Annotated in this window: 10 protein-coding genes and 2 pseudogenes; 7 read left to right on the top strand and 5 right to left on the bottom strand. The window is 64.2% G+C overall.

What is annotated here, in order from left to right; genetic code table 11:
• The first annotated feature begins 34 nt into the window (after window positions 1–34).
• The gene (locus OV287_RS45920; RefSeq protein ID WP_267540394.1) at window positions 35–5,296 is read left to right on the top strand and encodes an RHS repeat-associated core domain-containing protein; all 5,262 of its coding nucleotides are present in this window, start codon (window positions 35–37) and stop codon (window positions 5,294–5,296) included.
• Between the two features lie 28 nt (window positions 5,297–5,324).
• A complete protein-coding gene (locus OV287_RS45915; protein ID WP_267540393.1) occupies window positions 5,325–5,867 on the top strand; it encodes a hypothetical protein in 543 nt (180 codons plus the stop codon).
• Window positions 5,868–5,881: 14 nt separating this feature from the next.
• Here OV287_RS45915 and OV287_RS45910 read toward each other — a convergent pair.
• Window positions 5,882–5,965, bottom strand: a pseudogene (locus OV287_RS45910) (RapZ C-terminal domain-containing protein); the annotation flags it as partial.
• 158 nt (window positions 5,966–6,123) lie between these two features.
• On the opposite strand from OV287_RS45910, the gene OV287_RS45905 reads away from it, so the two are divergent.
• Window positions 6,124–6,789 (top strand): single stranded DNA-binding domain-containing protein, encoded by a 666-nt coding sequence (locus OV287_RS45905; RefSeq protein ID WP_267540392.1) that lies wholly within the window; start codon window positions 6,124–6,126, stop codon window positions 6,787–6,789.
• Between the two features lie 374 nt (window positions 6,790–7,163).
• Here OV287_RS45905 and OV287_RS45900 read toward each other — a convergent pair.
• A pseudogene (locus tag OV287_RS45900) lies at window positions 7,164–7,418 on the bottom strand (transposase); the annotation flags it as partial.
• Between OV287_RS45900 and OV287_RS56840 the strand changes: the two are divergent.
• Both OV287_RS56840 and OV287_RS45895 read left to right on the top strand, forming a co-directional pair.
• The gene (locus OV287_RS56840) at window positions 7,417–7,854 is read left to right on the top strand and encodes a DUF5372 family protein (RefSeq protein WP_506344833.1); all 438 of its coding nucleotides are present in this window, start codon (window positions 7,417–7,419) and stop codon (window positions 7,852–7,854) included. The pseudogene OV287_RS45900 and the gene OV287_RS56840 sit on opposite strands and share 2 nt — an antisense overlap.
• Entirely contained in the window at window positions 7,851–9,974 is a 2,124-nt protein-coding gene (locus tag OV287_RS45895) for a recombinase family protein (protein ID WP_267539254.1), read from the top strand. Before OV287_RS56840 ends, OV287_RS45895 begins: the two co-directional genes overlap by 4 nt.
• A gap of 301 nt (window positions 9,975–10,275) precedes the next feature.
• Here the strand turns inward: OV287_RS45895 and OV287_RS45890 are convergent, their stop codons facing one another.
• Window positions 10,276–11,487 carry a tyrosine-type recombinase/integrase gene (locus OV287_RS45890; RefSeq protein ID WP_267540391.1) on the bottom strand — a complete coding sequence of 404 codons (1,212 nt, stop codon included), beginning with the start codon at window positions 11,485–11,487 and terminating at the stop codon, window positions 10,276–10,278.
• Complete coding sequence (locus OV287_RS45885) at window positions 11,484–11,657, bottom strand: helix-turn-helix domain-containing protein (protein ID WP_308809795.1); 174 nt, start codon at window positions 11,655–11,657, stop codon at window positions 11,484–11,486. Before OV287_RS45885 ends, OV287_RS45890 begins: the two co-directional genes overlap by 4 nt.
• Before the next feature lie 1,021 nt (window positions 11,658–12,678).
• On the opposite strand from OV287_RS45885, the gene OV287_RS45880 reads away from it, so the two are divergent.
• Both OV287_RS45880 and OV287_RS45875 read left to right on the top strand, forming a co-directional pair.
• The gene (locus OV287_RS45880; RefSeq protein ID WP_267540390.1) at window positions 12,679–13,473 is read left to right on the top strand and encodes an HK97 family phage prohead protease; all 795 of its coding nucleotides are present in this window, start codon (window positions 12,679–12,681) and stop codon (window positions 13,471–13,473) included.
• Between the two features lie 4 nt (window positions 13,474–13,477).
• Complete coding sequence (locus OV287_RS45875) at window positions 13,478–14,563, top strand: phage major capsid protein (RefSeq protein ID WP_267540389.1); 1,086 nt, start codon at window positions 13,478–13,480, stop codon at window positions 14,561–14,563.
• A 1,106-nt stretch (window positions 14,564–15,669) separates the two neighbouring features.
• On the opposite strand, the gene OV287_RS45870 is transcribed toward OV287_RS45875, so the two are convergent.
• Complete coding sequence (locus OV287_RS45870) at window positions 15,670–16,554, bottom strand: hypothetical protein (RefSeq protein ID WP_267540388.1); 885 nt, start codon at window positions 16,552–16,554, stop codon at window positions 15,670–15,672.
• Window positions 16,555–17,032: the final 478 nt, after the last annotated feature.

Below are 17,032 nucleotides of genomic sequence, written 5' to 3'. Positions count from 1 at the left end.
TCTCTTCGCCAGACGCGAACACAGGAATTTTCAAATGAAACACAACGCTCGCATCATCGGGCTGGCCCTGCTCATCCTGGGGGGCTTCATCATGGCTGTCGGCATCCTCAAGCCCGCCACCCCTCTTTTCAGGTTCGACCCCACCCTCTCCAGGACCCCCCAGCCGAGCAAGAGCCTGGAGCTGGTGGAGGACTGGGTGCCGCCGGAGCCCATGCGGACCGCCGTGGCGACACGGCAGGCGCGCGTGGAGCGGCCGAAGGAGTTCGGCTTGTCCTCGCGCCCCGTGAGCGCCGAGCCCTCCGTCGAGGAGCTGCGGAGCCTGCCCTTCTTCTCCGAGCCGCTGGTGCCCGTGCCCGGGAACTCCTCGGCTCGCGAAACGCAAGCCCTTGCAGCCGCGCTGCAGGAGTATCAGTCCGCTGCCGACGTGGAACGGACGGAGCCTCTCCTGCGGTTCGTCCGGGAGTACCCGGACTCCCGCTGGTCGCCGGGCCTGCTCCTCAACCTGGGGACGATTGCTTACGAGACGGGCTACTTCCAGCAGGCGCTCGGTCACTGGCAGCGCGCCTGGGAGCTGGCAAAGGCAGGCACGGACCTGGAGTCCCAGCAGATTGCCAACCGCGCCGTGGCTGAGTACGCGAAGATGAACGCCCGCGTTGGCCGCGCGGACGAGCTGGACCGCATCTTCGACGAGGTGAAGGACCGCACCTTCATGGGGGACGCGCGCGTCAAGCTGGAGGGCGCTCTGGAGGGCCGCTGGGTGATGAAGAACCGGCCGGGGGTGGCGTTCCGCTGCGGCCCCTACGCGCTCACCAACATCGCGCCGTTGCTGGATGCCGAGGCGGCCAGGCGCTCCTCGGAGTTCCTCGCGGGCGTCCAGTCTCCTCCCGAGGGCTTCTCCCTGACCGAAGTCATGGGCATGTCCCAGCAGCTGGGGCTGAAGCTCCAGATGGCCAGACGCGCTCCTGGCAGCAGCGTCATCGTCCCGGCTGTCGTCCACTGGAAGGTGGGCCACTTCGGCGCGCTGGTGCGGGAGATGGGGGGCAAGTACCTCCTCGAGGATCCCACCTTCGGAAACGAGGTGTGGCTGAGCCAGGCCGCGCTCGACCATGAGGCCAGCGGCTACTTCCTGGTGCCGGAGGGGCCGCTGCCTTCCGGGTGGGCACCGGCGATGCCGGAGGAGGCCAGCCAGATCTACGGCAAGGGCCATTCGGGCAGCACGGACCCGGATGAGACGGGAGAGGACGACGAGCAGACGCCCACCGACTGTCGGGACGATCCGAATCTGGCGATGGCGACCTACAGCTTCCACATCCTGCTGGCCAGCTTGAGCATCGTGGACACGCCGGTGGGCTACCCGGCCGCCCTGGGGCCGGACGTCCGCGTGCGGGTGAGGTACAACCAGCGCGAAGCCAGCCAGCCTGCGACGCCACAATTCACCAGCTTCAGCCCGCAGTGGGTGAGCAACTGGGTGTCCTACCTCGAGGACAACACGAGCAACCCGGGGGCGGACGTCAAGCTCCGCCTGCGCGGCGGCGGTGGAGAAGTGCACAAGGGCTACAACAGTCAGACGCAGACGTATGCACCCCAGTCCAAGAGCGGCGGCGTGCTTCACAGGCTGTCTGCCAATACCTACAAGAAGGTCCATCCCGATGGGAGGGAGGAGTACTACGAGCACTACATCGGGACGGTGGGGGCCCAGCGCAAGGTGTTCCTGAGCCGCGTGCGAGATGGCCAGGGCAACGAGGTGGCCCTGGAGTACAGCCCCACGTACCCCACTCGTATCCACCGGATCGTGGACGCGACGGGGCTTCCCACGACCTTCTCCTATGAGTACTCGGGCCAGCCCTACCTGGTGACCCGCGTGGAGGAGCCGTATGGCCGCGCGGCGACCTTCACGTACGCCTCCTTCGGCGGGGTGCTGCGTTTGCAGTCCATCCAAGACGTGTATGGGATTATTTCCTCCTTCACGTATGCCTCGAATGGGGAGGTGGTGGCGCTCACCACGCCCTATGGACAGACGACCTTCGAGCTGAGCCCGCTGAAGATCGGGGGCGGCTATGACCTGATCCGGTATGCCGTCGCGACGGACCCCTACGGGAGCAAGGAGCGCGTCGAGTACAACACGGACACCGCGCAGACCGGTGTCCCGCCCACATTGGAGCAGCCCTACCCGAACTCGGCGCTGGTGAGCTTCCAGACGTCTGACAACGACGATCGCAACTCGTTCTACTGGGACAAGCAAGCGATGAAGCTGGGAGAGGGGGACTACTCGAAGGCCTACCTGTACCAGTGGATACAGCCGTCATCCGCGGACGTGGCCATGAGCATCCTCCAGACCGAGAAGCCGCCGCTGGAGGGACGCATCTTCTACAACTACCCGGGACAGACGAGCTCCGCGATTCAAGGCACGCTGGCCCAGCCCTCCGTGATCGCGCGGGTAGTGAGGGACGCGCAAGGCGTGAACAGGACGCAGGCGTACCGCTACCAGTACAACACCATTGGCAATCCGACGAGGTTCATTGACCCGCTGGGCCGCGAGACCGTCATCGAGTATGCGCCGGGTGGCATCGACATCCTCTCGGTGAAGCAGAAGGTGGGAGAGTCCAACGGGCAGCCCGTGTGGGCGACACTGGTGACGTACACCTATGACCCGAGCTTCCCGCCGCACCTGCCCGCCACCCTCACCGACGGCTCCGGGAAGACGACCCACTTCACCTACTCTCCCCAAGGGCAGGTGCTCACCCTCACCAATGCCAACAACGAGGAGGTGACCTTCACATACGAGACGGAGCCGACCCAGAACGGCTACCGGCGGCTGCTCTCCATCACCGGCGCCGTGCCGGGCGGAGACCGCACCTTCACGTATGACAGCTTGGACCGGGTGCGCACGGTGACGGACTCCGAGGGCTTCACCGTCACATATGACTATGACAGCCTGGACCGCGCCCGGACGGTGACCTTCCCGGACAGCTCCTTCGAGCAGGTGGAGTTCGTGGACCACAGCGCGGTGGCCTCCCGCGACAGGGAGGGCCGCTGGACCCGGTACGCCTACAACAAGCTTCGCGAGCGGGTGTTGATCCGCGACCCGGAGCAGCGTGTGACGCAGCTCCAGTGGTGCCGCTGTGGGCAGCTGGGCCGCCTGGCGGATGGTGAGGGCAACGTCACGGAATGGAAGCGGGACGAGCAGGGCCGCGTGATGCAGAAGACCTACGCGAGTGGCGGCTTCACGACGTACGGGTATGACTTCTCCGGCCGGCTCCTCACGCAGGTAGACCCCATGGCCCGGACGAAGACGTACGAGTACACGCTCGACGACCAGGTGTCGAAGGTGGACTACAGCGACTCCGCCACGGCCGACGTCACGTATGCCTATGAGCCGTGGTTCCCGCGGATCAGCTCGCGGACGGATGGCTTGGGGACCACGGCGTACGCCTACAAACCCTATGATGGTATCGCGCTGGGCGCAGGAGAGGTGTCGGACATCGACGGTCCGTTCTCCGATGACTCGCTCAAGTACACCTACGACGCGGTGGGGAGGCTCAAGAAGCTGGAGGTGGTGGACGACGCGACGAAGACCGTCGCCAGCTACTCGGAGGACTTCACCTACGATGCGCGTGCGCGGGTGACGGGCCTCACGAGCGGGCTTGGCACCTTCACGCTCGGCTACGTGGGGCAGTCCTTCCGTCCCTCTGTCGTGGACTACCCCAACGGGATGCAGGTGGCGTACGACTACTACGGACCCACGGGAGACTACCTGCTGAAGCAGATCAAGAACCTCTCCGCGGGCCCTGCCGCCCGGACCGTACTCTCGCAGTTCGACTACACCTTCAACCCGGACCGCACCCTCAGCACGTGGACGGTCAGCCGGCCTCAGGGTGGGCCCACCACCTGGACGTTCGGTCACGACGGTGCGGGACAGCTCACCCGGGCCGAGCGTCGCGACGGAAGCAACACCCTGCTCGAGTCGGCGCGGTATGGATACGACAAGGCCACGAACCGGACCCAGGCCATCTCCGGCGACGTGACGCCGGTGAACGGCGAGTTCAACAACCTGAACCAGCTGCTCTCGGAGCGCGGCTTCGGGCCGACGAACTTCGAGGGGACGGTGGATGAGCCCGCGGCGGTGGTGGTGAACGGGAAGCCCGCGAAGGTGACGTCGACAGCGGGCGGGCCGCCGTACCGGTTCCAGGCCGAGATCGACCTCCCCCAGGGGACGAGCCAGATCGTTGTCACCGCGACGGACGGAAACAACAACTCCGCGAGCCAGACCTATCAGGTGACGGCGGAGGGGACGACGGCGCTCTACGAGTACGACGCGAACGGGAACCTCCGCTTCGAGCGGGACCCGGGGGGCGCCGTGCGCAAGGAGTACCGGTGGGACCAGGAGAACCGGCTCGTTCGCATCCTGGAGGGAGCACACGAATCGGTGTTCGAATATGACGGCAGCTCGCGCAGGGTGCGCATCTCCAAGCTGGAGAACGGAGCCGTGACTCAGAGCCACACCTTCGTGTGGTGTGGCCCCAGGAGCTGCCAGAAGCGCAATGGCGCAACGGTGGAGCGGAGCTACTACCAGTACGGCTACACGGACGGCGCCGGGGCCCACTTCTATACGCAGGACCACCTTGGCAGCATCTGGGATGTCGTCGCTGGCAACGGCACCACGGTGGAAGCGCGGCTCCGGTACAGCCCGTGGGGCCAGGTGACGGAGGAGAGCGGTGCAGGTGTCACCGACTTCGCCTACACCGGCCACTATCTCGACCGGCCGAGCGGACTCAGCCTTGCTCAGTACCGGGCCTATGATTCGAGGAAGGGCCGCTGGCTGTCACGTGACCCGCTGTTCGATCGCGACAGGAGTGGCCACCTCAGCGCATGGTATTCCGGTCAGGCGACCAACCTCTACGCCTATGTCGGAAACAGGCCCCTGGAGCTCGTGGATCCGGATGGGCTGGCCTGGAGGAACTGGAGGAGGGCCGGGCAGGTCTTCGTCCTGGGGATGAGGCTCTTGAAGGGCCAGCTCGATGATGCCGTCGAAACCGTTATCAAGCGTCCGCCCACCAGTGAGGCCGAGAAGGCCCGGAAGATCAAGAAGCACAACAAGTCCAACAAGGAGGATTGTGGAGGCGATGGAGACCCTCCCGATGAGGATCTAGACTTCCTCGAGGAGCTGAAAAGGAAGGGCCTTTACTTTACGCCCGAGGACCTCCTGGACCTCATCCCGTCGCCCCCCATCCTCAATCCCTGCCTGCTCGACCCGAAGCTCTGCTCACAGCAGGATCCGTACAACATGGTAACGTAGCAAGGAGACCCCGAAGGGAGGTTCGGCGGTGGGACTCATCGCGTGGTTGGAGCTTCGCCTCGCCGGAACCGACCTTCCCCAACGGCTGATGGGCGGCGTGCTGGTCTGTGGGGACGCCGCTCAGCAGGAACTCACCGGGGAGGCGCTGGAGCTGATTGACCAGTACTCCCCGGAGAGGAGAGCCCAGCGAAAGGGCTTGCTGAACAGGGTGGTGGCCACAGAGAAAGACTCCAGCTACTCGCGAGAGATTGGCGTCGTGTATGTGAACTTTCGCGAATGGACAGACGCTTTTTCTTTGGGGGTGCTGCTTCTGTATTACCTGGAGCATGGGCGCATGTTTGCGGCATTGCCCAAGGTACGGCTTCCGGACGTGAAGGCGAGGATTCGGGCGAGCTGGATTGCGCCCAGGCGCTTTGCCGCGTGGTATGGCGAGACGCACGACCTGGAGGAAGAGGAGGTCGGGGCCATGATGGAGATGATCGAGGCAATCAAGGACGCCCAGCTCCGGCGAGCAGAGAGGACGGGGCTGTACTGGCGCGTTCGGCGCCTGCTCGAAGCGCTCCGGCTTTAGTACTACATGAGGTCCAGCACGTACGCCGACACGCGCGGGTCCTTCCCCGTCAGCCCCTTGAGCTCCGGAACGAAGTACGGGTTGGGCAGGAATCGCACCCGTCCGCCTTCAATCCGCTACCACCACGTCGAACTCCGGACAGGTACCTACGACCGGGGTATGACTGCGCGTGCGCGAACTTCGGAGTATGAGATTGGACGCGCCACTGGAACGGGCGCTCGCCGATTCCCTCGAGATGCAGAACCAGGAGCAATCTATGTTCATGGTCCGGACGCAGTGGAAGGTCGGGCTGGCCGCCCTGCTCGCGGTGACGGTCCTCGCTATTCCAGGCGCGGTCGTGGCGAGTGGCTCGCACGACTCCATCGCCGAGGCGCGCCAGCAGCCCCTGGATAGCACTGTGACGGTGGTGGGCGTGGCGACGTCGTTCACCGGAGCCTTCTTCCCCAATGACAATGGCTTCGCCATCCAGGAGAAGAAGGCCGGCATCTACATCCTCGACTCGCTCGATGCGGACATCCAGGTCGGCCAGGTGGTCCGGGTGACGGGCAAGCTGACCAACTCCTTCGGGCAGGTGCTCAGCGTCGAACCGACCTCCATCGAGGTGCTGGGCGAGGCGAATGAGCCCCCGCCCCACCCCGTGATGACGGGCGATGTGAGCGAGGAGACCGAGGGCCGCCTCGTCCGCATCAAGGGCACCATCGTCAGCGATATCGAGGATGACGCCCCCTTCGGGTTCAAGTTCGCGGTGGATGACGGCACCGGCCCCACCTTCGTGTTCGTCAATGCCGGCACGGGCATCGACGTGAGCGGGCTGGAGCAGGGCCAGCGCGTCGTCATCCAGGGCTTCAGCGGAGAGTTCCTTGGGGAGTACGAAGTGGACCCCGTGTTCCAGGAGGACATCCGCATCCTCCCGTCACCGTGAGGGCCCCTCTTCTTTCCAACCCCCTGCGTTACGCGCCCGGATAGGCGGAAGTCTCCGGGGAAGGTGTCCGGGGAAGGTGTCGGGGAAGGTGTCAAAGAACTCGTTCCGACACCTCGTCTCCTACGAATCGTCTGACACCCTTCCGGCAGACACCCTTCCGGCACCTTTCGCCTGCCTCCACACTGCGGACAGGCGAACACGTCCAGTGCGAACGTCCTGGGGAGCAGCCCGGCCCAATCGACCCGCGCCATCCTCTGCTTCCTCGGCTCTTCCACCGTTGCGGCCAAGGAGAGGCTCTCCTTCTGTGGGCCCGCCTCCGTCCCCGCTTGAGGGAGCAGAAATGGACGGAGCCTGGCGCCCGGAGCGAAGAGGCCATGAAACCTCGTGAGGTTCGCCCGGGGCGGAGGCACCAGGGACGCCACACGTCGTAACAGTTCCAGTTCGGTGAAGAGCAGGTGCGTGGTGCCGTTCGGCAGCGGGCGCTTCATGCGCCAGGCAATGCGGCCGTCCTCAGCTCGTGACAAACGCGCCAGCGCCAGCGCACCGCGTGCCCCGTAGCGGCCTGGCCGCTCCACATCCCATTCGCAGACTACGACACCTGCAGGGCCGGTTTCGGGCTGCGTAACCATCACCCTGCCGACTCATCCGCTCCAAGGCGTGCAGCTGCCGGTCATCCGCACCGCCCGTAGCCAGGACGGCAGGCGGTACATCGACGTGGAGCACCCACCTGGCTGGTGCATGAGACTTCCCGTCGAGTGGACGGACCGCTCCTCACCTCTGGTCCCACCCAGCATCGGCGGTCGTGAGGTTCGCCTCGGCATTTCCGACCTGCTCAAGCTCGCTGATGCTGTAGAGGTGGCACTTCGCCAAGAGCATGCCCTGCCGCCTGCCTATGACTCAGCGGCTGCGCATAGCTTTATCCATGTTGCCCCCTCCAGCCCTTCAACCCGCACTGCCTTGGCCAACACTGCCCGCCGCAATCCGACAAGACCTCCTCAGAGCGTGGACGACCCTCCTGCACAAAATGCTTCGCGCCGAGGCCGCAAGCGCGGAGGAAAGCGATGAACGAGAAGATTCGAGCAACCCATCTGGAGCGGCGCGCGATTGTCTACCTGCGACAGTCCACACTCAAGCAGGTCCACGAACACCATGAATCCACCGCTCGCCAGTATGCCCTGCAACAGCGGGCCTCGGAGCTGGGTTGGCCGACCGAGCGGATAGATACCTTGGACGAGGACATGGGCCAGAGTGGTGCAAGCGCGAGCTGGCGTGCAGGATTCCAACGGCTGGCCGAGGACGTCGCACGCGGACGAGTGGGCGCCATCTTCTCCCTGGAAGTTTCGCGCCTGGCCCGCTCCTCAGCGGACTGGCACCGCCTGCTCGAACTGTGTGCCCTGGCCGATGTCCTCATCGCAGACGAGGACTCGGTCTACAGCCCTCGGGATTACAATGACCGGTTGTTGCTCGGCCTCAAAGGGACCATGAGCGAGGCCGAGCAGTACTGGATGCGCCTTCGCCTGCAGGGGGGCAGGCTCTCCAAGGCCAAGCGGGGCGAACTCTTTCTCCCGCCACCGGTCGGCTACGAGTGGGATGAATCGACTCAGCGCTTGCGCCTCGACCCCGACGAGCAGGTCCAGCGCATGGTGCGCCTGGTCTTCGAGCGCTTCCGCATGGAGGGCAGTGCCTTCGCGGTCATGCGCTACTTCGAGAGAAATGGGCTGAAGATGCCCGTCCGAGATCAACGCATGCACCAGGTGCGCTGGGGCCCTACACGTCACGGCACCATCCTCCAGATGCTTCACAATCCTGCATACGCGGGTGCCTACGTCTTTGGACGCCGCGAGGAGCAGCTGGCGTTGGTGGATGGTCAGTTGAAGCGACGGCGCATCACCAGGATGCCGCAGGAAGAATGGAAGGTATGCCTGCGCGACCACCACCCAGCATACATTCCCTGGGAGGATTACCTAGCCAACCAGAAGAAGCTTCATGAAAACCGCTCCAACTCCAAGTTGCCAGACCAACGTGGTGCTGCCCGCGAAGGGCACGCTCTGCTGCAGGGCCTCGTGCTGTGTGGGCGGTGTGGCCACCGCATGCAGACGCGCTACCATGGCCGACGACGCCATGCGTACTACGAGTGCCGTAGTCCCACGCCAGAAGGTGGCGACAAGAGCATGTGCTGGATGGTCGCAGCAGCAGCGATTGATGAGGCCGTTGCCAGGCTCTTTCTTGAGGTAACCCAGCCCCCAGAAATCGAACTCGGGCTTGCCGTTGCCCGAGAGGTGGAACGCCAGGTGGGTGAGGTCCATCACCAATGGAAGTTGCGCTTGGAGCGTGTCCGCTATGAGGCTCAACTGGCGGAGCGGCGCTATAAGGCCATTGACCCAGACAACCGTGTCGTGGCCCGGACCCTTGAGCGCGAGTGGAACGACCGTCTTCGCGAACTCGAAGAGACTGAGCATGAGTATCAGGCGGTTCTCCAGCGCGAGAAGCTCGAACTGACGGACAAGGACCGGGCGAAAATAATTGCTCTCGCCAAAGACCTGCCTCGCGTCTGGCATGCGAAGAGCACGACCAATGCAGAGCGCAAAAATCTCCTACGCATCCTCGTGCGAGAGGTAACGCTGAACCCGATCGAAGTGCCCGAGCGGATGACGCGTATTCAGGTGGTCTGGCAGACGGGGGCGGTCAGTGACTTCAGCGTTCCACGCCGTACTCGATTCGATGCAAGGAAGACCTCCGCCGAGGCTATCGAGTGCATTCGCATGCTATTCGAAGAAAAGAAGAGCGATGACGAGATCGCGGCCGAACTCAATCGACGCGGCTTGCGCTCCGGGGTCGAGCGTCCGTGGGATGCGAAGGCAGTGAGTTGGGTCCGCTGGCGCCACGGCCTCCATCGCGTGCCCGTGCCACCGCAGGCAGGGAGGCAGCCCACTCGCCGAGTTGATGGCCTCTACTCCGTGCGCGGGGTGGCTGAGTACTTCAACGTCACCAGGTGGATAGTTTACTACTGGATAAAAGAGGGCTGGCTCAAGGGCGTCGAGGGCGGTGGGATGGGGCGCTGCTGGTGGTTCAAACTGGATGGCCAGGCAATCAAGCGCCTGACTGATGCCAGGGCCCGAGGGTATGGGCCAGGCGGGCGCAGCCATTCCAAAACCCATCTCCAGGAAGAGGGGCATTATGCATAGCGCACCCAGTCCCTGCCTGTCGTTGGCATGCAGGTGCGTCTTGGCGTGCAGGGAGAAGCCCTCCAGGAAGGCGCACCGGGGCTGCTTTCGGGGAGGAGGCCGCACGTCCACCTCTGTCCAGCCCCTCCCCAGCCACACCTCGCCAGGGCACACGCTACCGCCAGGCTCCCACGAGACTCCGCCAGGCCCGCACTGGGAGTGCCAGGCGGCAGGTTCGATTCCCGCCGCCTCCACATTCAGAAGCTCAGTAATCCCGAGGGGTTGCTGGGCTTTTTCTTTGCCCTCGTTTCCGCATGTGCCCTCAGTGTGCCCCTTCGGCGCTTCTGGCCGGAGCGGCGTGGAGCTGGGGCACAGGGAGGTCGAGCTGCTGCACGGCGCTCGCCCGTACCTCGGGGGACAGGTGGGCATAGCGCTCTGTCATCTCGATGGTCGCGTGCCCCATCAGCTCCTGGATCGCCTTGAGCGGCACGCCACGCATCGCGAGATGGCTCCCGTAGGTGTGCCGCAGGTCGTGCCACCCGATGCGGCCCTGCTCGCGGCAGATGTCCGCCTCGCGAAGCGCACGCTCCAGAGGGCCCTTCATGGTCCCGTTCGTGTGTGGCTGCCCGTCCGCCTGACAGAACACGTAGGGACCGCGCAGGTGCCGGTGTGCCTTGAGCGCTTCCAGGGCCGAGCCCGGGAGATCGACCGTCCGCTCGCGCCCGCCCTTGGGAAGCCCCGTCACGCCGCGCCAGATGGTGCGCCGGACGTGCAGCTTGCCGCGCTGCAAGTCCACGTCGCCCCACTGGAGCCCGATCAGCTCGCCTTGCCGCAGTCCCGTCTTGAGCGCCACGAGCACGACCGCGCGCCAGTCAGGGGCCGCAGCGGCGACCACCCGCTCGGCTTCCTCAAAGCTGAGAAAGTCAAACGCCGCCTTCGCAGTCTTGAAGAGCTTGACGCGCGGAACGTGCGTGATGATGCCGTGCTCCTGTGCGAGCGACAGCATTTTGCGAACCACCGTTAGCGCGTTGTTGATGGTCTTGAGGCTCAGAAGCGCGGGCTGGATGTCCTTACGCTTGCGAATGGCTGCCTTTGTGGGGGCATCCTTTCGGGCGCGGGCTCCCGACGTCTTCTTGCGCATGGCCGCTTTGAAATCCTCGATCTCAGCCAGACCGATGGAGTCCAACGGCATACGACCAAGAGCCGGAATGACGTGCTGGTCGAGGATTTGGCGCTTGGAAACGACGCTTGAATATTTGTTGTTGTTCTCGCTGTACGTGAGGAAGCGCGGGACAAACTCTTCGACCGTTGGCACCCGGCCCGCCTCGCTGTGCTTTTCCTTTCCGAAGGAACCCGTCAGGAGTGCGTGCCGGATCTGACGCTCGTATTCCTCAGCGCCCCGGCGAGTGTTGATAGGCGATGCCTTGCGCACGCGCTCAACCCTCCCGCTCGGGTGCTGATACTTGACGTCGATCCACCACGCTTCCTGCACCTTGCCCTCCTTGGTCTTCCACTTCCGCAGTCTGACGCTCATGGTTTCTTTCCAAGCGCGGGACTGCTGTTACCCGGCGTCCAGGATAGCAGAACGCTCCGGCGAAGTCGGACAGATCGACCGATGTGGAGAACTCCCGGCACCTCGCCGCGCCGGATCGACTCATAGAGCGTTTTCCGGTTCACGCGCAGGAGAACGGAGGCTTCGTCCACGGTAAGGAATTCAGGCGCACTGGAATCAGACCCTGGGGGCGTCGGCAGGCTTGGAGCTGGCGAAATGGTGAGCGTTTCCACAGCGCCTAAATGCGTGCGGCTTCTTGACGTGGCTCAGGCAGGCAGCGGCAGCGGGACAGCGGGTGTCAAGCGTCAAGCGTCAATTGGGCTGTTCCAACAATCCTATAGCCGTATACCTCGCGTGTGTTCATATACCCTCATCTCCTACTCCTACATCAACTTTTCTCTAGGGGTTTTATAGAACAGAGGCTTGACGGCTTGACGGCCGGGGCCGTGCGGTCGGCGACCAACCAAGGGCAGGCGTCAAGCGTCAAGCGTCAAGCGAGAGTTCCCAACATCCTCTAGCCATATATCTCGCGTGTGTTCATATGCCCTCATCTCCTACTCCTACATCAACTTTTCTCTAGGGGGTTTATAGAACAAGGCTTGACGGCTTGACGGCGTGACAACAAAGGGAACCGCGTTGCTGTAGCAGCGAGCAATCTAGTCAGTGCTAGGCGCTTATCGGCCCCCCATGCCGTGCCATCCCATGAGGCCCCCCCGGTTCGGATTTCCGGAGCGCCGTCACTTGGAACCTTGCTCGGAGGTCGCACACGCTCAGAAAATTTCCAAAAAAACTCGCGGGCGCGGTTGGGTTTTGCCGTCCGTACCCCCTGAAATCTTGCCGAAACGACCCCCATAACCGGATGGATGCCGCTGCGTCGGCTACGGGCAGAGCAGGCACACCCCGGCACGCTCCACGGTCCCCGAGGTGCCGCTGCCCGCCCTTGGCACCGCACTCGCCCGAGCGTCGGCTGCCGCGCTCCTGGAGCCCCTCCACAGGCCCGCCGTGCTGTCTCTCGCGTCTGGTGGCTCCACTGCCCGGCTTTTGCCCGGCCAGCAACCAAGCGCGCCCCAACAGACTGCGGCGCATTCCGCAGGCAGCTCGGCAGAAGTGAGCGCCGACGCCGTCAGCGGCGAATGAGCCACAGAGAAAAACCGCACCCATTTACCGGGAGGAATGAAGAAGCCGATCACACGATCCCTTCAGCTTGCAGCCGTTCGGAAGGATGCGGCTGCGCTGACCGCCGTCGAGGCTGGGAGCGGTCAACGTGTCTATACGTTCAGGGCGAGCGACGGCGATTTCGATCGGTACTCCGACCGCCTGAGCGTGAAGGGTTGGCGCGTCGACGCCTACAACGCGAACGGCGTCGTCTTGTTCAACCACGACGACGGCGCACAGGCGGCGAGCACGGGAGCCGAGCCCGCGCTGCCCATTGGTAAGGGGCGCGTCTACGTCGAGGGCGACGCGCTGATGATCGACATCGTCTTTGACGACGAAGACGACTTCGCGCGCAAGGTCGAGCGCAAGGTCGCGAAGGGCATTCTTAATGCTGTCAGCGTTCGCTACCTCATGCTTCCGGGGCAGTACCGGCAGAACGAGCGCGGCGGCTTCGACTGTGACACGCAGGAATTGCTCGAAGTCTCGATCGTGACAATCCCGGGGAACGCTCGCGCCTTGCGCGCGAAGTCTCTCGACGGCGAGGGCGACGACATCGTCGAGCGTATCGCGCAGCGGGTTGTCGAGCTGCTTGCCGAGCGCGGCGATGACGTGCCGACGGACGACGAGGACACGAAGCCTGACGCGGGTGAACAACCCCCCGCTAACGAGAGCAAGCCCGAGCCGGGCGAGCCGTCGTCTGACGATGCACCAGCGGAAGACGACGAGGACAAAACCAAGCCGAAGAACTTCGACGCGCCCGAGGCCGCGAAGCAATTCGTCGAGGCGTTCAAGCAACACATCCGAGGAGTGTGAAAAGATGAATCGTCAGCAAATCGCAGAAATGGTCAAGGCGCTTGGTCCGGAGGTCGCGCGGGAGTTGATCGATGCCGCTTCCCGAAGTGCCCCCGGACGCATTGGTACAGGTAGGGCGACGCGCGAGGGCAGCGTCTACGCGAGCGCCGCGAACTTTGGCGCGTTCACGAAGAGCGTCCTCGCCGTGGGTCGCCACACGGGCGTGTCCGAGCTGATCAACGCGGCAAAGCGCTTCGGCAATGCCGACGTGCAGAAGGCGGTTCAGCTCAGCAAGTTCGACTCGGCGGGCGTGCTCGTGCCCGTCCAGCAGAGCGGCGAAGTGATCGAATTCCTGCGGCCCGAGGCGGCCCTGCTCAAGCTCGGCGTGCGAACCCAGCCGTTCAAGGGCGAGTTGCACATGGGCAGGCAGGCCGGGACTTCTGTCTTCAAGTGGGTTGGCGAGGGGGAGACTGTCCCGAGGAGCGCGCCGAAGTATGGGAAGCTCGTGCTCAAGGCGCACAAGGGAATGGTCCTCACCGACGTCAGCAACGACCTGCTGCGCACGCCGGGCATTGGCGATGCTGGCGTTGGCGAGGATCTGCGCGCCACCGTGGCCGATGGCCTCGACGACGCTGGCTTCAACGGTGACGGAACAGGCGCCTCGCCGAAGGGTCTTTTCGTGCAGCTCGACCCCGCTCAGGTCTTCGCGAGCACGGGCACGACCGCCGATGCCTATCTGGCGGACATCGACAAGGCGGTCGAGCTGCCTTTGACGGCGCATGTGCGGATGGGCACTCCGGCGTGGGTCATTCACCCGACCCGGGCGACCGCGCTGATGCAGATCAAGGACACGGGCATCTTCATCTTCCGTCAGGAGATGCTCGACAAGGGCACCATCCGGGGCTTCCCCTTCGTGATGACGACGCGCGTCCCCGTGACGAAGATCGTCTTCTCGGCGGACTGGAAGCAGTACATCTACGGGATCGACGAGGATCTGATCCTCTCCGAGCACGACACCCGCGCCGAGCACGACGAGACGACCATCCGCGCAATCGTGAAGGGCGACTTCAAGCTGCGCCAGCCGAAGGCGTTCAGCTCGATCACCTACTAAGCAAGCGCGGCAAGCTCCGCCTGATGCACGGTCACGTCTGGCATCGAGTCCTGGAGACGGGCACATGCACGGGCCCCGACGCCCCGTAGACGACGAGGCCCGCTTGCTCGTGGCTCATGGAGCCCGGCATTTAATCGCACGCTCCACGCCCCCCGTGACGCTGCTAGCGTCCAGGTGCCTTCCCACAACTCCGCGCGCCGGTTGTTGTCCCCCCTGGAGCCCGCCGCAGGACCGCCGCGCCGTTTCTCGTGCTCCCCGCCCCCCAGGAGTCCCGAGGCATCGGCTGCGGCGGTCCTGGAGCCAGCCAGAGGCCCGCCGTGCCGTTTCTCGCGTCCAGGTGGAACCGGGCCCCCGGCGTACCGGCTGCGGCGCTCCTGGCGCCCTCCACGGCCCCGCTAAGCCCTGCTCGTGCCCCCGTGCCGCTGGACCCCGGGCTTCGGCAGCCGTTCTCCACTGGGGCCCGCCACGGCCCACCCGTGCCGTTTCTCGCGTCCAGGTGAACTCGAGCCCACGGCACCGGCTGCGGCGCTACTAGAGCCCTCTACGGCCCCCCGTTCGCACCGTGGCTGCTTCTCCCCGGTGCCGCCTACCGGCCCGAGCTGCTGGTGCGTGCGGCAGCGCTGGCGTGTTCCACGTTGGCCCGAGTCCTCCCCAGGCGCCCAAGCGTAGGCAGCCGCGCTGCTGGCAGCTCCACCACGCCCGAGCTGCTGGGTCGTGCGGCATTTCTCCCGAAGAGTGGCCGCCGCCGCTGGTGGCTATGGCTGGCCCGAGCTTCGCGGTGTCGCGCCTACCGTTGTGCTGCTGCGATGGAGTGTGGATGCTGGCGCTCTTTACGAGCCTGAGCATCTGCTCGCAGGACTTGGCACTCTTCACAGGCTCCGAAAGCCCATGCCGTGCCCGGGGGTTTTCACCGCGCCCGAGATTGGTTGCCGCTTCGTGCCGAGCGGCTCACCGCTTGCGAAGAGGACAACACGGGGGATGGGAATGTCCCCCGGTTGGTTCGCCCCTATTTAGAGCCTGTCTCGGTAGGGACTATCCGTGGTTGCCTGCTCCTCGGGCGAGGAACTGGCAGAGCGTCCTACCGAAACCGGCTCTTAGACGAATTGTTACGGCGCGACGCCCATTAGTTTGGCGCACTTTTGCCACCCTGGCATGGCCGACAAATTGAGACGCGAGATTTCGGCACTGTGATACTCCGGCAGGTCGATATGCAGAAGCACACGCAACAGGATGATTGGTTGGTTGAAAGCGTAACGAAGCAGGGCGTGAAGAAACGTTTGGTGTTTGTGGATCAATGCGGTGATATTAATGCGATCGTTGCGCGGGAAAAGCGCGAACTCCAACTCTCCCGTCTCGGAAAGGAAGTGTGACAGGCTATCTGAAGCAGGATGAGTAACCTGGCAAAGCAGCCCATAGATGGCGTATGCTTGAGCCAGCCCGAACTTCTCCAATTGTTCTATGTAGGCTCTTGCGCTCTTCGCCGAATGAGACTGCGGCGCTACCTCACCTTTCGCCAGCTTGCGGCCGTGCGAGAAGTGGATCAGCTGATCTTCAAGCTCTCGGCTGATTGTGAACTGGCTGGACTTCAAGCCAAGTGCGTCGTTTACAGCACCTCTGATCTCGGCGAGTGTCTGGGCCACGCCTGCAACGCCCGCTAAAGAATCTGCAACAGATTCAATAAGCGATCGCAAGTTTGCGCAGAACGGTAGATATAGATTCTGTTCGCGAGAAACTTGCACGCCTTTTAGCCACTGTGCCGAGCGAAGTATTGAGCTCGCTGCCGCGAAGTGCGCGCGGCCAACTAGCTCATGCCAGTAAATGCGTTGCGCGTGAGCGGCATCATGAATAATGAGTCGCTCAAATTCTTCCGGCGGCAAGAACTTGTACCTGGCTGATCTTGCGCTGAACTCCACCTCTATGCGGGAGGCGAGCGCTGCAAAGTCATCGGCGCCTTGGCCGAATATTTCGTCTATTGACGGGGATGGAGTCATAGTTTCCGGGCGTCCTGAAACCTGAGTTAAGCCGCACCGCGAAGCGGCGTCGGCTTGGACGAGTTGTTATGCGTCACCCTTTTGGCCCCTTCTTCTTTTCGACGTAGCACGGGCGCGTGCGCTCTATAGCACGTCACGGGCAAGCCCCAACTAAGGAGCCAGCAACCTCCGGCCTGCTCGCCCGCCGATCCTCTGCCCCCTTGCTTCCCCACCGGCCCAAGGTGCCCGGCTGGAAGCGCTGCCTCGTCTCGCTGACTGCCGCTCTCAGGATACCGTCGCGTCCGATGCCGCGTTGCTGGTGCCCGCCATGGCACACGCTGCCGTAGCTCCCGCGATATGCGCGGCATCCGAGCAGGGGGGACTGCGCTCGGGTTACTGGCGCCTTCGACGCCTTCCGTCCCTGTGCGTGCCGCCTTGCACCCTCGGCTCGCGCGGCGGATGCGCTTCCAATTCTCAAAGTTGCCGCGCTGACGGCCTC

This window comes from Archangium lansingense (assembly GCF_026626635.1).
In the GTDB taxonomy this organism is placed as follows: Bacteria; Myxococcota; Myxococcia; order Myxococcales; family Myxococcaceae; genus Archangium; species Archangium lansingense.
This window is presented reverse-complemented; position numbering and strand designations above follow the sequence as displayed.

What these genes read in the sequence shown, in the direction of transcription:
- OV287_RS45920 (WP_267540394.1), top strand. Translation starts at nt 35, where the DNA reads ATGAAACACAACGCTCGCATCATCGGGCTGGCCCTGCTCATCCTGGGG.
- OV287_RS45905 (WP_267540392.1), top strand. Translation starts at nt 6,124, where the DNA reads ATGTTCATGGTCCGGACGCAGTGGAAGGTCGGGCTGGCCGCCCTGCTC.
- OV287_RS45895 (WP_267539254.1), top strand. Translation starts at nt 7,851, where the DNA reads ATGAACGAGAAGATTCGAGCAACCCATCTGGAGCGGCGCGCGATTGTC.
- OV287_RS45890 (WP_267540391.1), bottom strand. Translation starts at nt 11,487, where the DNA reads ATGAGCGTCAGACTGCGGAAGTGGAAGACCAAGGAGGGCAAGGTGCAG.
- OV287_RS45880 (WP_267540390.1), top strand. Translation starts at nt 12,679, where the DNA reads ATGAAGAAGCCGATCACACGATCCCTTCAGCTTGCAGCCGTTCGGAAG.
- OV287_RS45875 (WP_267540389.1), top strand. Translation starts at nt 13,478, where the DNA reads ATGAATCGTCAGCAAATCGCAGAAATGGTCAAGGCGCTTGGTCCGGAG.
- OV287_RS45870 (WP_267540388.1), bottom strand. Translation starts at nt 16,554, where the DNA reads ATGACTCCATCCCCGTCAATAGACGAAATATTCGGCCAAGGCGCCGAT.